The 13,405-nt window shown below is 70.9% G+C and carries 11 protein-coding genes; 2 read left to right on the top strand and 9 right to left on the bottom strand.

Features of this window, described 5'->3' with window-relative positions; translation table 11 throughout:
* The first annotated feature begins 10 nt into the window (after positions 1–10).
* Positions 11–1,432 carry a lipase maturation factor family protein gene (locus AQJ27_RS02455; RefSeq protein WP_067360874.1) on the top strand — a complete coding sequence of 474 codons (1,422 nt, stop codon included), beginning with the start codon at positions 11–13 and terminating at the stop codon, positions 1,430–1,432.
* A 42-nt stretch (positions 1,433–1,474) separates the two neighbouring features.
* Here AQJ27_RS02455 and AQJ27_RS02460 read toward each other — a convergent pair whose 3' ends face one another.
* From AQJ27_RS02460 to AQJ27_RS02495, 8 genes are all read right to left on the bottom strand, one after another.
* Positions 1,475–2,314 (bottom strand): amidohydrolase family protein, encoded by an 840-nt coding sequence (locus AQJ27_RS02460; protein ID WP_067360877.1) that lies wholly within the window; start codon positions 2,312–2,314, stop codon positions 1,475–1,477.
* A complete protein-coding gene (locus AQJ27_RS02465) occupies positions 2,311–2,625 on the bottom strand; it encodes an L-rhamnose mutarotase (RefSeq protein ID WP_067360880.1) in 315 nt (104 codons plus the stop codon). The genes AQJ27_RS02460 and AQJ27_RS02465 overlap by 4 nt, the downstream gene beginning before the upstream one ends.
* Positions 2,622–3,650, bottom strand: a complete 1,029-nt coding sequence (locus AQJ27_RS02470) for an aldo/keto reductase (RefSeq protein ID WP_067360884.1) — start codon at positions 3,648–3,650, stop codon at positions 2,622–2,624. The genes AQJ27_RS02465 and AQJ27_RS02470 overlap by 4 nt, the downstream gene beginning before the upstream one ends.
* Positions 3,647–4,405: an SDR family NAD(P)-dependent oxidoreductase gene (locus AQJ27_RS02475; protein ID WP_067360887.1), complete on the bottom strand. Its 759-nt coding sequence runs from the start codon at positions 4,403–4,405 to the stop codon at positions 3,647–3,649. Before AQJ27_RS02475 ends, AQJ27_RS02470 begins: the two co-directional genes overlap by 4 nt.
* The gene (locus AQJ27_RS02480; protein WP_067360890.1) at positions 4,402–5,772 is read right to left on the bottom strand and encodes an L-fuconate dehydratase; all 1,371 of its coding nucleotides are present in this window, start codon (positions 5,770–5,772) and stop codon (positions 4,402–4,404) included. Before AQJ27_RS02480 ends, AQJ27_RS02475 begins: the two co-directional genes overlap by 4 nt.
* Positions 5,773–5,857: 85 nt before the next feature.
* Complete coding sequence (locus AQJ27_RS02485) at positions 5,858–6,892, bottom strand: ABC transporter permease (protein ID WP_067360893.1); 1,035 nt, start codon at positions 6,890–6,892, stop codon at positions 5,858–5,860.
* Positions 6,885–8,378, bottom strand: coding sequence for a sugar ABC transporter ATP-binding protein (locus AQJ27_RS02490; protein ID WP_067360896.1), 1,494 nt, complete (start codon positions 8,376–8,378; stop codon positions 6,885–6,887). The genes AQJ27_RS02485 and AQJ27_RS02490 overlap by 8 nt, the downstream gene beginning before the upstream one ends.
* Positions 8,375–9,442: a sugar ABC transporter substrate-binding protein gene (locus AQJ27_RS02495; protein WP_067360898.1), complete on the bottom strand. Its 1,068-nt coding sequence runs from the start codon at positions 9,440–9,442 to the stop codon at positions 8,375–8,377. The genes AQJ27_RS02490 and AQJ27_RS02495 overlap by 4 nt, the downstream gene beginning before the upstream one ends.
* Before the next feature lie 199 nt (positions 9,443–9,641).
* On the opposite strand from AQJ27_RS02495, the gene AQJ27_RS02500 reads away from it, so the two are divergent.
* On the top strand, positions 9,642–10,343 hold the full coding sequence (locus tag AQJ27_RS02500) for a FadR/GntR family transcriptional regulator (protein WP_067360902.1): 702 nt from the start codon (positions 9,642–9,644) through the stop codon (positions 10,341–10,343).
* 40 nt (positions 10,344–10,383) lie between these two features.
* On the opposite strand, the gene AQJ27_RS02505 is transcribed toward AQJ27_RS02500, so the two are convergent.
* A complete protein-coding gene (locus AQJ27_RS02505) occupies positions 10,384–13,401 on the bottom strand; it encodes an alpha-mannosidase (RefSeq protein ID WP_067360905.1) in 3,018 nt (1,005 codons plus the stop codon).
* Between the last annotated feature and the right edge of the window lie 4 nt (positions 13,402–13,405).

Raw genomic sequence — 13,405 nt, forward strand, 5'->3', positions numbered from 1 at the left:
AGTGGCTCGCGTGGAGTGGTTCGTCGCCCCCGACTACTGGCTGAGCCGGCTGGTCTTCCAGCGGGCCCTGGCCGTGGTGTACCTCGTCGCCTTCCTGGGCGCGGCGGTCCAGTTCCGTGCGCTGATCGGGGAGCGGGGGATGCTTCCGGTGCCGCGGTTCCTGGCGCGGGTCGCGTTCCGCGACGCACCGAGCGTGTTCCACCTGCGCTACTCGGACCGCTTCTTCGCGGCCTGGGCCTGGGCGGGCTGCGCGGTGTCGGTGGCGCTGATCGCCGGCCTGGACCAGCGGCTCCCGCTCTGGGGGGCCATGGTGCTGTGGCTGGTGCCCTGGGCGATGTACCTGTCGATCGTCAATGTGGGCCAGACCTGGTACGCGTTCGGCTGGGAGTCCCTGCTCCTGGAGGTCGGTTTCCTCGCCGTGTTCCTCGGCAACGACGAGGTGGCCCCGCCGGTCGTCGTCCTCTTCCTGCTGCGCTGGGTGCTGTTCCGCGTGGAGTTCGGCGCCGGGCTGATCAAGATGCGCGGGGACTCCTGCTGGCGGGAGCTGACCTGCCTCGACTACCACCACGAGACCCAGCCGATGCCGGGACCGCTGAGCTGGTTCTTCCACCACCTCCCCCGGCCCTTCCACCGGGTCGAGGTGGCGGCGAACCACTTCACCCAGCTCGTCGTGCCCGTCCTCCTGTTCACCCCACAGCCGATCGCGACGGCGGCGGCGTCGCTGATGGTCCTCACCCAGCTCTGGCTGGTCCTGTCCGGCAACTTCTCCTGGCTGAACTGGACCACCATCGTGCTGGCCCTCTCCGCGATCGAGTTCCCCGCCACTCACCCGCGTGTGGCAGGGCCGCCCCTCTGGTACGAGATCGTGGTCCTCGCGGTCGCCGCGGGCCTGCTGGCCCTCAGCTACCGCCCCGCCCGCAACCTGATCTCCCGGCGCCAGGTCATGAACCGCTCCTTCGACCCGCTGCACCTGGTCAACACCTACGGCGCGTTCGGCAGCGTCAGCCGGGTGCGCCACGAGGTGGTCGTCGAGGGCACGGCGGATCCCGTGCCGCGGGAGGACTCGGAGTGGAAGGAGTACGAGTTCAAGGGCAAACCGGGCGATCCCCGCCACTGGCCGCGCCAGTACGCGCCGTACCATCTGCGGCTCGACTGGCTGATGTGGTTCGCGGCGCTCTCCCCCGCGTACGCCGCCTCCTGGTTCACGGGCCTGGTCGAACGGCTCCTGGAGAACGACCGGGACACGCTACGGCTGTTGCGCCGCTGCCCGTTCCCGGCGGACGCCCCGCCCCGGTACGTCCGCGCCCGCCTCTACCGCTACCGCTACACGACCTGGCCTGAGCTGCGGGAGACGGGCGCGTGCTGGCACCGGACGTATGTGCGCGAGTTCCTGCCGCCGATGCGGCTGGAGTGGGTGGATCAGAGCCGGTAGATCGGACTCGGCGGATCGGACTCGGTGGATCGGGCCGGTGGATCAGAGCCGGTAGACACGGGTGGCGGTGCCGCCGAAGACCTCGGCGCGTTCCTCCGCGCCAAGTGCCACGGTCAACTCCTCGGCCACCTCGACCACTTGGCCGTACGACGCCGCCAGCGTGCACACCGGCCAGTCGGAGCCGAACATCAGCCGGCCGGGTCCGAAGGCGTCCAGGACCGTGTCCGCGTAGGGGCGCAGCTCGTCGAGGGTCCACTTCGCGAGGTCCGCCTCGGTGACCATGCCGGAGAGTTTGCACACGGTGTTGGGGAGCGCGGCCAGCGCCCGGACGGCCGTCGCCCACGGTCGCAGCGCGCCCGTGGCGATCGGTGGCTTGCCCAAGTGGTCGAGGACGAAGGTGAGTCCGGGGTGGCCGGCGGCGGCCCGGACGCAGGCCGGCAGCTGGTGCGGCAGCACGACCAGGTCGTAGACGAGGCCCGCCTCGGCGACGGCGGCGAGCCCGTGCCGTACGTCCGCACGCAGCAGCCACTGCGGGTCGGGCTCGCCCTGTACCTGATGCCGGATGCCCTTGAGGTGGCGGCCGCCCGGCAGCTCCCGCAGCCGGGCCAGCTCGTCGGCGACGTCCGGCCGGGTCAGGTCGGTCCAGCCGACCACCCCCGCGATCAGCTCGCCCTGCGCCGCGAGGGCGAGGAACTCCGGGGTCTCCTCGGGCACGGTGATCGTCTGTACGAGGACCGTGCGGTCGACGCCGGCGGCCCGCGCCTGCGGAGCGAGGTCCGCCAGGCCGAAATCACGTCGCAGTGGCTGGAGTTGGGGCCCGGTGATCCAGTCCTGGTCGCGGACCGAGAGGTCCCACACGTGGTGGTGCGCGTCCACCCTCACGGCAGCTCCCACACGACGGGCAGCCCCGCCTGCGCGCCCTCGCCCGAGTAGTCGTGGACGATGTCGAGGAGTTCGGCCATGCGCGCCTGCCAGGCGATGTTGACCGGCAGCTTCTCCAGTTCGGCGAGCAGGTGCCCGTAGTCCTCGCACTCCAGGACATGGAAGAGGTCGGTGCCGCTGCGCCAGATCGTCCAGGAGGTGGCTCCGGCGGCGCGGATGGCCGTGGTGAGCTCTTCGGGGACCTCGCGGTGGGCGGCCTCGTACGCGGCGACGCGGTCCGCGCGGACCTTGGTGTGCAGGGCGACTCTCATGACGGGTCCTGTGGGGGTACGGGTACGGGGGCGTCCTCGGGCAGCAGCTTCGCCTCGCGCAGTTCCCGCCAGAAGTCCTCCGGCACCGGCGTCTTGAACTGCTGTACGCAGTCGCGGACTTCGTGCGCCGAGCGGGCGCCGGCCAGGACGCTCGCGACGACCGGGTGAGCGGCGGGAAAGGCCAGCGCGGCGGCGCGCAGGGTGGTGCCGTGCCGCTCCGCGATCTCCTTCAGTCGCAGGGCGCGGTCCAGCAACTCCTCCGGAGCGGTCGCGTAGTTGTATGTCGCTCCGGGCCTCGGGTTGGCCAGCAGACCGGAGTTGAAGGCGCCGCCGATGACCACCGAGGTGCCGCGCTCCTGGGCGGCGGGCAGCAGCTCGGTCAGCGCGGCGTGGTCGAGCAGGGTGTAGCGGCCCGCGCACAGCACCACGTCCACGTCCGTGTCGCGGACGAAGCGGGTGAGCATCTCGGCCTGGTTCATGCCCGCGCCGATCGCGCCGACCACACCTTCCGAACGCAGCCGCTCCAGGGCCGGATAGCCCTCGTGGAAGGCCTGCTCGGCGTGGTCGTCCGGGTCGTGGAGGTAGACGATGTCCACGCGGTCGAGGCCCAGGCGTTCGAGGCTGGCCTCGATGCCGCGTCGTACGCCCTCGGCGCTGAAGTCCCATACGCGGTGGTGCGTGGCGGGCACCGCGAAGCCGTCGGCCAGATCGTCGCCGCCCGCGTCCGCGCCGGTGGGCTCCAGGAGGCGGCCGACCTTGGTGGAGAGGGCGTAGTCGGAGCGGGGGCGATCGCGCAGGGCCACGCCGAGACGGCGTTCGGAGAGGCCGATGCCGTAGTGCGGGGCGGTGTCGAAGTAGCGGATGCCCTCGGACCAGGCGGCGTCCACGGTCTCGTACGCCTGTTCGTCACTGACGGCGGTGAACAGGTTGCCGATGCCCGCCGCCCCGAAGGACAGGGCACTGACCTCGACACCGCTGTTCCCGAGCGTGCCCCGTCCGAGCTTGCCGCTTCCGAGCGTGCTCACTGGCCCACCGGCCGCAGTCGCAGTCCCTGCATGCCGCCGTCCACGGCGAGTGCGGTGCCGGTGGTGGCGCCGGACAGCGGGCTCGCCAGGTAGACGATGGCCCCCGCGACCTCGTCCGCCGAGACGAGCCGGCCGGAGGGCTGGCGGGACTCCAGCGCGGCCCGTTCGGCGGCCGGGTCGGCGGCGGCGTCGAGGAGGCGGCCGACCCAGGGGGTGTCGGCGGTGCCCGGGTTCACACAGTTGACGCGGACGCCCTCGCGAAGGTGGTCGGCGGCCATGGCGAGGGTGAGGGAGAGGACGGCGCCCTTGGTGGCGGAGTACAGGGCGCGCTGCGGGAGCCCGGCGGTGGCGGCGATGGAGCAGGTGTTCACGATGGCCGCGTGTGCGGATTCCCGCAGGTGGGGCAGGGCGGCGCGGGCGGTACGGACCATGCCGACGACGTTGACGTCCAGGACCCGGTGCCACTCGTCGTCGGCGTTGTCCTCGACGGTGCCCTGGGCGCCGATCCCGGCGTTGTTGATCAGTACGTCGAGTCCGCCGAGGTCCGCGACGGCCGCGGCCACGGCCTCGCGCACGGAGGCGTCGTCGGTGACGTCGGCGCGGAAACCGAGCAGGGGCTTGTCGACCGTCGAGGGGTCCAGGTCGAGGACGGCGACCCGCGCCCCACGGGCGGCGAGCAGCTCGGCGGTGGCGCGGCCGATGCCGGAGGCGCCACCGGTCACCAGCGCCTTGAGTCCTTCGAAGTCGGCACTCACGCGGCTTCCCCCTTCTGCTTGTCGCTCGGCTGGCTGTCTGACTTCTGGTGGGCGAGGTCGGCGGCCCAGAAGGTGCCGCCGGGGTAGGTGAACTCCGCGATGGACTGCGGCCGCATGGTCGCGGAGAAGCCCGGCGCGGTGGGTGCCGTGTAGTGACCCTGCCTGATCACCACCGGGTCGAGGAAGTGGTCGTGCAGATGGTCGACGTATTCGATGACCCGGTCGTCGGTGGTGCCGGAGAGCGCCACGAAGTCGAACATCGACAGGTGCTGGACGAGTTCGCACAGGCCGACCCCGCCCGCGTGCGGGCAGACGGGCACGCCGAACTTGGCCGCGAGCAGCAGGATGGCGAGGTTCTCGTTGACACCGGCGACGCGGGCGGCGTCGATCTGCAGGACGTCGATGGCGCCGGCCTGGAGGAGCTGTTTGAAGACGACACGGTTCTGGACGTGTTCGCCGGTGGCGACCTTGACGGGGGCGACGGCCTCGCGGACGGCGGCGTGGCCGAGGACGTCGTCGGGGCTGGTGGGCTCCTCGATCCAGTAGGGCTCGAACTCGGCGAGGGCCTTGGTCCAGGTGATCGCCTCGTCCACGTTCCAGCGCTGGTTGGCGTCGATGGCGATCCGGATGTCGGGGCCGACCACCGAGCGGGCGACCCGGCAGCGGCGTACGTCGTCCGCGAGATCGGCACCCACCTTCAGCTTGATCTGCCGGAACCCGTCGGCGACGGCCTCGGCGGCGAGGCGGGTGAGCTTCTCGTCGCTGTAGCCGAGCCAGCCGGGCGAGGTGGTGTAGGCGGGGAAGCCCCTCTCCCGGAGGATCGCGGCGCGCTCGGCGGCGCCCTCCCGGCCACGACGGAGCAGTTCGAGCGCCTCCTCGGGGGTGAGGGCGTCCGTGAGGTAGCGGAAGTCGACCTGGCGGACCAGCCACTCCGGTTCGGCGTCGGCGAGCAGCTGCCACAGGGGCTTCCCGGCGCGCTTGGCGGCCAGGTCCCACACGGCGTTGACGACGGCGCCGATCGCCATGTGCATCACGCCCTTCTCGGGTCCGAGCCAGCGCAGCTGACTGTCCCCGATCAGGTCCCGGGCGAGGGAGCCCGGGTCCGCGCACAGCTCGTCGACCGAGCGTCCGACCACATGCCCGCGCAGCGCCTCGATCGCGGCGACCTGGACGTCGTTGCCCCGCCCGATGGTGAAGGTGAAGCCGTGCCCCTCGGGACAGTCGGCCGCGTCGCCGCGCAGCACGACGTACGCCGCCGAGTAGTCGGGGTCCGGGTTCATCGCGTCGGAGCCGTCGAGCTCGCGCGAGGTGGGGAAACGGATGTCGTAGGTGTCGACCGCGGTGATACGGGCGGCAGTTGGTGACACGGGAGGCCTTTCGGTCCGGGACAGGGGCGTACGGAGGGTTCCGTGGATCCGTGGGTCCTTGGATCCGTACGAAGACGAAGGGAGGTCAGTCCTGGGCGCGGCCGGTGGTCACGCGGGCGATCATCAGGGCGACCAGGATGATTCCGCCGTAGATGGCCTGGATCCAGAAGGACGGCACCTGGGCGAGCGTGAGCAGGTTCTGCACCACGCCGAGGAGGAGTACGCCGGTCAGGGCGCCGAACATGGTGCCCTTGCCGCCGTCCAGGCTGATGCCGCCGATGACCGCCGCCGCCATCACGGTGAAGATCATGTTGTTGCCCTGGTTGGCGCTGATCGCGCCGACGTACCCGGTCTGCATGATCCCGCCGACCGAGGCGAGGACGCCGGCGACGACGGAGACGCCGAGCAGCATCCGGTCGACGCGGATACCGGCGGCGCGGGCCGCCTCCGCGTTGCCGCCTATGGCGTACAGGGCGCGCCCGACGCGGTGGTATTTGAGGATCAGTCCGGCAACCCCGAAGGCGACCGCGGCCAGCCACACCGACAGCGGGACCCGCAGGAAGGTGGAGGTGGCCAGCTGGAAGAACGCGTCGGGCATGCCGAACAGTGTCTTGCCCTTGGTGGCGCCGACCAACAGGCCACGCAGGACGATCAGCATCGCGAGGGTGACGATGAAGGCGTTGAGCTTGAACTTCACCACGAGGATGCCGTTGAAGGCGCCGATGACTCCGCCCACGACGAGGATCGCGACGAGGGCGAGCGCGGCCGACCACTCCGTGCCCCAGCCGGACTGCGCGGACGGCAGCACCAGCAGGGCGCCGACGGCGGGCGCGATGCCGACCACCGACTCCAGTGAGAGATCGATCTTGCCGGTGATCAGCACCAGCGACTCGGCGAGGACCACCATCGCGAGTGCCGCCGAGGCGCCCAGGATGGAGATCAGGTTCCGTTCGGTGAGGAACGAGTCGTTGACGATCGCGCCGAGCACCAGGAGCACCAACAGGGCTGGCACAAGGGCGAGTTCGCGGGCCCTGCGGAGCAGTACGGTCTTGGCGGCCCGAGCGTCGGGGACGCGCGCGGAGGTGGGCGACGAGGCCGACGGGGCCTTCGTGTCAGCCATGGTCCACTCCTTCGATGGAGGCGATCAGCTCGTGGTCGTGCCAGCCCGCCGGGTGCTCGGCGACGACACGGCCGTGGAAGAGGACGAGGACGCGGTCGCAGCGGCGCAGGTCGTCGAGTTCGTCGGAGACGACCAGCACGGCGGTGCCGTCCTCGCTGGCGCTGTCCATCCGGGACAGCAGCGACTCCTTGGACTTCACGTCGACGCCCGCGGTGGGGTTGATGAGGACGAGGAGGCGGGGGTCGGAGGCGAGGGCGCGGGCCATGACGACCTTCTGCGCGTTGCCGCCGGAGAGGTCGGAGACAGGCTGTTCGGGGCCCTCGGTGTGGATGTCGAGGCGTTCGATCAGCTCGGCGGCGAAGCCCCGCTTGCGGGCGGCGGAGATGAAGCCGTAGCGGCCGAGCCGGTTCAGGACGCTCATGGTGGTGTTGTCGCCGATGGTCATGCCGGAGACGAGACCCTGCTCGTGCCGGTCACGCGGGACACAGGCGACGCCTGCCCTGAGCGCGGCCTGCACGTCACCGAACGACAGCCGCTCACCGTCGAGTCGAGCCGTTCCGCCGGTCGGGGTGTGCAGTCCGGCGAAGGACTCGGCAAGCTCGATCTTGCCGCTGCCGCTGGAGCCGGCGAGGCCGACGACCTCGCCGTGGCGGACGGTGAGGTCGATGTCCTCGTACGCGTCCGAGGTGAGCCCCCGGGCGTCGAGCAGCACCGGGGCGTCCGCGGCGACGGGCTGGTGCGTGACGGTCCGCTCGGCGATCGACTCCCCCGCCATGGCCTCCACCAGGGCCGTGCGGGGAAGTTCGGCGACCGGCGCGGTGGTGATCCAGCGGGCGTCGCGCAGCACGGTGACCGTCTGGCACACCTCGTACACCTCCTGGAGGTGGTGCGAGATGAACAGGAAGGTGACACCGGACTCCTGGAGCGCGCGCATCCGGGTGAAGAGCCGTTCGATCTCCCGGTTGTCGAGCTGCGCGGTCGGCTCGTCGAGGACGATGAACCGGGCGCCGAAGCTGAGCGCCCGGGCGATCTCGACCATTTGGCGGTCCTCGACCTTGAGGTCGGCGGTGCGGGCCTGCGGGTCGACGTGCACGTCCCAGGTGTCCAGGACCTGCGCCGCCTCGGCCCGCAGCCTGCGCCAGCTGATGAAGCCGCCGCGCCCGACCGGCTGCCGATTGATGAAGAGGTTCTCGGCGACCGTCAACTCCGGTACGACGGTGGGCTTCTGGTAGACGCAGGCCACCTTGCGGCGCCAGGCGTCGCGGTCGGTGAGCGCGGGCGCGGGCTCACCGTCGAAGCGGACCTCGCCCTCGTCGGGAGCCTGGAGGCCGGTGAGGATGGTGACGAGGGTGGACTTGCCCGCGCCGTTGCGCCCGACGAGGGCATGGGACTCACCGGGGAGAACGGTGAGCCGGCCGTCTTGGAGGGCGACGGTGGGGCCGTACCGCTTGGCCACCCCCCGCGCCTCCACCAGTGGGGTGCTCATTTGACCGTGTTGCCCCAGAGCTTGGGGTCGTCGACGTTGTCCTTGGTCACCAGCGGCGCGGGCAGCTGGTCCTCCAGGATGCCGCTGGGCAGCTTGACGATCTCGGAGTCGTGGTCGGTCGGGCCGGTCTTGAACGTCTTCCCCTGCATCGCGGCCTTGATGTAGTACATGCCGTACTTGGCGTACGCGTCGGCCGGCTGGGAGACGGTGGCATCGATCTCGCCCTTGCGGATGGCGTCGAACTCCTGCGGGATGCCGTCGTTCGAGACGATCGTGATGTGGCCCGCCTCGCCGGTCTTCTTCAGCATGCCCTTGGACTTGAGGGTCTGGAGGGTCGGCGCGAGGTAGACGCCGCCCGCCTGCATGTAGATGCCCTTGATGTCGGGGTTGGCGTTCAGCAGGGTGTCGAGCTTGGAGGCCGCGGTGTCGGACTCCCACTTGGCGGGAATCTCCAGGACCTTCAGCTTCGGGTAGTTCTTCTGCACGCAGGTGCGGAAGGCCTCGGAGCGGTCCCGGCCGTTGACCGAGGCCAGGTCGCCCATGATCTGCACGACCTTGCCGGAGGGGATCTGCTTGCCGAGGTACTCGCAGGCCTTCTCGCCGTACGCGACGTTGTTGGCGCGTACGACCATCGCGACCTTGCCCTTCTCGGGCGCCACGTCGACGGCGACCACGGGCACGCCCTTGCGCTCGGCCTGGTCGAGCCCGGCGGCGATCGCGGCGCTGTCCAGGGGGGCCACGACGAGGCCCTTCACGCCCTGGTTGAGCTGGTTGTTGATGTCGGTGATCTGCTGGGACGGGTCGCTGTTGGAGTTGACGGTCTTGAGGGCGTCGACCCCTTCGGACTTCGCCATCTTCGGTACGTAGTCGTTGTAGGACTGCCAGAACGGCGAGGTCAGCAGGGGCAGGATCACCCCGACCTTGCCGGTGCCTCCACCGCCCGACGACACGGAGTCCTTGGTGCTGCCGCATGCCGCGAGCACGAGGGTCGCGCAGGCGGCCGCAGCCGCCGCACGCACTGCCCGCGACGCAATTCGCGTGTTCCGCACGTTTCTGCCGGCCATCTGACGGCTCCTCGTTGAGCGAGATCGATCGGGGGTGACGGTGCGTGGCCGAGCGTCCCGCTCAACCGGGACGAATATTTATCAGACCACTTCGCCTCCGCAACACCCCCGTGCGCCAAAATTTCCGCGTTATCAGCCGTAGTGGTCCGACCACTCTGGTGGTTAGACTGCGGCGCACCCGGCGACAGGAGGAGACGGCGTGGACGAGTCGGCCCCGCAGAAGGGCACCGTGACGCAGCGCGCCATCGAGCGGATCAAGGCGATGATCGGCGAGGGCCGGCTGGAGCCCGGGCAGCGGCTGCCGACCGAGCGTGATCTCGCCGCACAGCTGGGCATGTCCCGCAGCTCGATGCGCGAGGCGATCCGCGCGCTCACGGTCCTCGGTGTGCTGGAGGCCCGGCACGGCTCGGGCATCTATGTCACCCAGCTGGAGGCCGGGGACCTGCTGGAGACCTTCGGCGTGGTGGCCGACCTCTCGCGCGGGCCGCAGCTGGTCGAGCTGCTGGAGGTGCGGCGGATCCTGGAGTCGACCGCGACCGCGCTGGCCGCCGCGCGGATCACGGCGGACCAGCTGGCAGAGGTCGAGAAACACCTGCTGGCGATGAACGCGACGGACGACCCGGAGGAGATCCTCGCCCACGATCTGGCCTTCCACCGCGAGATCGCGGCCGCCGCGGGCAACGAGACCATGGCCGCCATCCTGGAGGGCCTGTCCTCGCGCACCTTCCGTGCCCGGGTCTGGCGGGGCTACGAGGAGGAGGGCGCCTTCGAGCGCACGCGCCGCGAGCACGCGGCGATCCACCGCGCGCTGGTGGCCCACGACCCGGAGGCGGCCAGGGCTGCCGCCGCCGCGCACGTGGGCGAAGTGGAGCAGTGGCTGCGGACCCAGCTCACGCAGTAGCCGGATCCGCAGCCCGGGAAGGGGTCGGACACGCAACCGCTCAGGCGCGTGTCAGCCGCAGAGTGACCAGCTCGAAGGGGCGCAGCGACACAGTGACCGTGTCACCGTCGCGCCGCGGCTGCGCGGCGTCCGCGAGGGGCCGCTCCAGCAGGTCGGTCACGGTGACGTCCCCGACCTCGAACCCGGCCGTCAGCGTGGCCCCGGTGCGCCCGCCCCGGGACTCGTGGAAGCGTACGACCACATCCCCGCTGCCGTCGTCGGCGAGCTTGACCGCGGTCACCGCGACCGCGTCCTGCGCCACCTCCACCAGGGGTGCGACCTCACGTTCGCCGCTCACCCGCCGCTCCGGCAGGTTGATCCGCCACCCTTCGCGCACCGCGTCCCCGATGCCGGCCCCCGGCACCAGCGCGTGCCGGAAGCGGTGGACGCCCTGGTCGGTCTCGGGGTCGGGGAAGCGCGGGGCGCGCAGCAGCGAGACGCGCACGGTGGTGGTCGTACCCAAGTCGCTGTCGCGGACGGTACGGGTCACGTCATGGCCGTACGTCGAGTCGTTGACGAGCGCGACACCCCAGCCCGGCTCCTCCATGTGCACGAACCGGTGGTTGCACGCCTCGAACTTGGCCGACTCCCAGGACGTGTTGGTGTGCGTCGGACGGTAGAAGTGCCCGAACTGCGTCTCGGAGGCGTACCGCTCCGCGTGCACGTCGAGCGGGAAGGCGAGCTTCAGGAACTTCTCCGTCTCGTGCCAGTCGACCTCGGTGTCGATGCCGAGCCGCCGCTCCCCCGGCGCGAGCGACAGCACCTGGGTGACCCGCGACGCGCCGAAGGACCGTACGATCCGCACCGACACGCCGTCCTCACCAGGCACGACCTCGTCCGCGTCGACCAGGTCGGTGACCGTGTTGCGGTAGAACTCGTCGACGTCCCAGGCGTCCCACATGTTCGGGAAGTCGGGGTGGATCTGGAGCAGGTTCGCGGCGCGTCCGGGGGCGATCGTCTCGCGGTCGGCGTCGAGGTCGTACGCGGAGACGACAAGGCCCCGGGCGTCGATCTCGACCCTCAGCAGGCCGTTGTCGAGGACGTGTCCGCCGCCTACGCGCGGCGCGAGCGACACCTCGCTCGCCGCGGCGGCGGGCAGGGCCCCGCCCGCCGGGACCCCGTCCCTGCGGTGCGGGGCGGAGTTGAACACGAGCTCCGTGCCGCCTTCACCCGCCAGCGCCCGCTGCGCCGTGTCGATGACGCCGTTCAGCTCCTCGGCGACCCGCTCGTACGTCCTGCGCGCCTCCCGGTGCACCCAGGCGATGGACGAGCCGGGCAGGATGTCGTGGAACTGGTGGAGCAGGACCGTCTTCCAGATGCGGTCCAACTCCTCGTACGGGTACGGGAATCCGGTCCGAACGGCCGCGGTCGCCGCCCAGAGTTCGGCCTCGCGCAGGAGGTGTTCGCTGCGCCGGTTGCCCTGCTTGGTCTTCGCCTGGCTGGTCAGGGTGGCGCGGTGCAGTTCGAGGTACAACTCGCCGACCCAGACGGGGGCGTTCGGGTACTCGGCCTCGGCCTTCTTGAAGAACTCCGCCGGGGTCTCCCACACCACGGTCGCGGAGCCTTCGAGGTCACGGACCCTGGCCGCCTTGGCGACCATCTCGCGCGTGGTGCCGCCGCCTCCGTCACCCCAGCCGGTGGGGGCGAGGGAGTGCCGGGCGACGCCCTTGTCCTTGAAGTTCTTGGCCGCGTGGGCGAGTTCGCTGCCCCGCATGGAGCAGTTGTAGGTGTCGACGGGCGGGAAGTGCGTGAAGATGCGCGTGCCGTCGATGCCCTCCCACTGGAAGGTGTGGTGCGGGAACTTGTTGGTCTGCGACCACGAGATCTTCTGGGTGAGCAGCCACTTGGAGCCCGCCGCCTTGATGATCTGCGGGAGTCCCGCGGCGAAGCCGAAGGTGTCCGGCAGCCAGGCCTCGTCGTTCTCGATGCCGAACTCGTCGAGGAAGAACCGTTTGCCGTGCACGAACTGACGGGCCATCGCCTCCGAACCCGGCATGTTGGTGTCCGACTCCACCCACATGCCGCCCGCGGGCACGAACCGACCCTCCGCGACCGCCTTCTTCACCCGTGCCCACACCTCGGGCCGGTGCTCCTTCACCCAGGCCCACTGCTGGGCCTGGGACATCGCGAAGACGAACTCGGGCTCGTCCTCGATGAGCGCGGTCATGTTGGAGGTGGTCCGCGCCACCTTGCGGACGGTCTCGCGCAGCGGCCACAGCCACGCCGAGTCGATGTGCGCGTGCCCGACGGCACTGATGCGGTGCGCGGACGCGACGGCGGGCTCGGCGAGCACCCCGGCCAGCCGGTCGCGGGCCGCGGCGGCGGTCGCGCCCACGTCCTGCAGGTCGACCGCGTCGAGCGCCTTCTCCACCGCGCGCAGGATGTCCCAGCGCCGCGCCGACTCCACCGGCAGCTCGGCCATCAGCTCGCCGAGGACCTCCAGGTCGAGCACCAGCTCCCACACGGTCTCGTCGAGGACGGCGAGGTCCATCCGGGTGAGGGTGTACTGCGGCTCGCTGCCCGCGGTCTCCTTGTCGCCCAACTGGGTGGGCAGGAAGGGGTGGTAGTCGAGGATCACCGGGTTGGACGCGGCCTCGACGTGCAGCCGGACCTCCTCGCCGCCCTCGACCGGGGCGCCGATGCGCACCCACTGGTTGCGCGGGTTGAGGCCCTTCACCGGAGTGCCGTCGGGCCGGTAGACGAGCCCCTCGCACTGGAAGCCGGGCATGTTCTCGTCGAAGCCCAGGTCCAGCAGGGCCTCGACGGTCTTCCCTGCCCACGCCTCCGGGACGGTCCCGGTGACGCGGAACCAGCTGGTGCCCCACGGAGCGCCCCAGCGCGCACCCACCTCGATCGGCTCGGGTGTGGCCGCGAGCCCCTCGGCGACGGGCACCGGCTCACCGGGAGCGTGCCACACCGCGACTTCCAGCGGCACGGACTCGGGGTACACGGCGGGTCGGATGCGCTCGTCGAGGACGCGCTTGAGGCGGGCTTCGACCAGGGTGCGGTCGTCATGCATGGGG

This window comes from Streptomyces olivochromogenes (assembly GCF_001514115.1).
In the GTDB taxonomy this organism is placed as follows: domain Bacteria; phylum Actinomycetota; class Actinomycetes; order Streptomycetales; family Streptomycetaceae; genus Streptomyces; species Streptomyces olivochromogenes.

Bases quoted from the DNA above. Each gene is read 5' to 3' on its own strand.
- AQJ27_RS02505 (WP_067360905.1), bottom strand. From the start codon at position 13,401: ATGCATGACGACCGCACCCTGGTCGAAGCCCGCCTCAAGCGCGTCCTC.
- AQJ27_RS02495 (WP_067360898.1), bottom strand. From the start codon at position 9,442: ATGGCCGGCAGAAACGTGCGGAACACGCGAATTGCGTCGCGGGCAGTG.
- AQJ27_RS02485 (WP_067360893.1), bottom strand. From the start codon at position 6,892: ATGGCTGACACGAAGGCCCCGTCGGCCTCGTCGCCCACCTCCGCGCGC.
- AQJ27_RS02490 (WP_067360896.1), bottom strand. From the start codon at position 8,378: ATGAGCACCCCACTGGTGGAGGCGCGGGGGGTGGCCAAGCGGTACGGC.
- AQJ27_RS02465 (WP_067360880.1), bottom strand. From the start codon at position 2,625: ATGAGAGTCGCCCTGCACACCAAGGTCCGCGCGGACCGCGTCGCCGCG.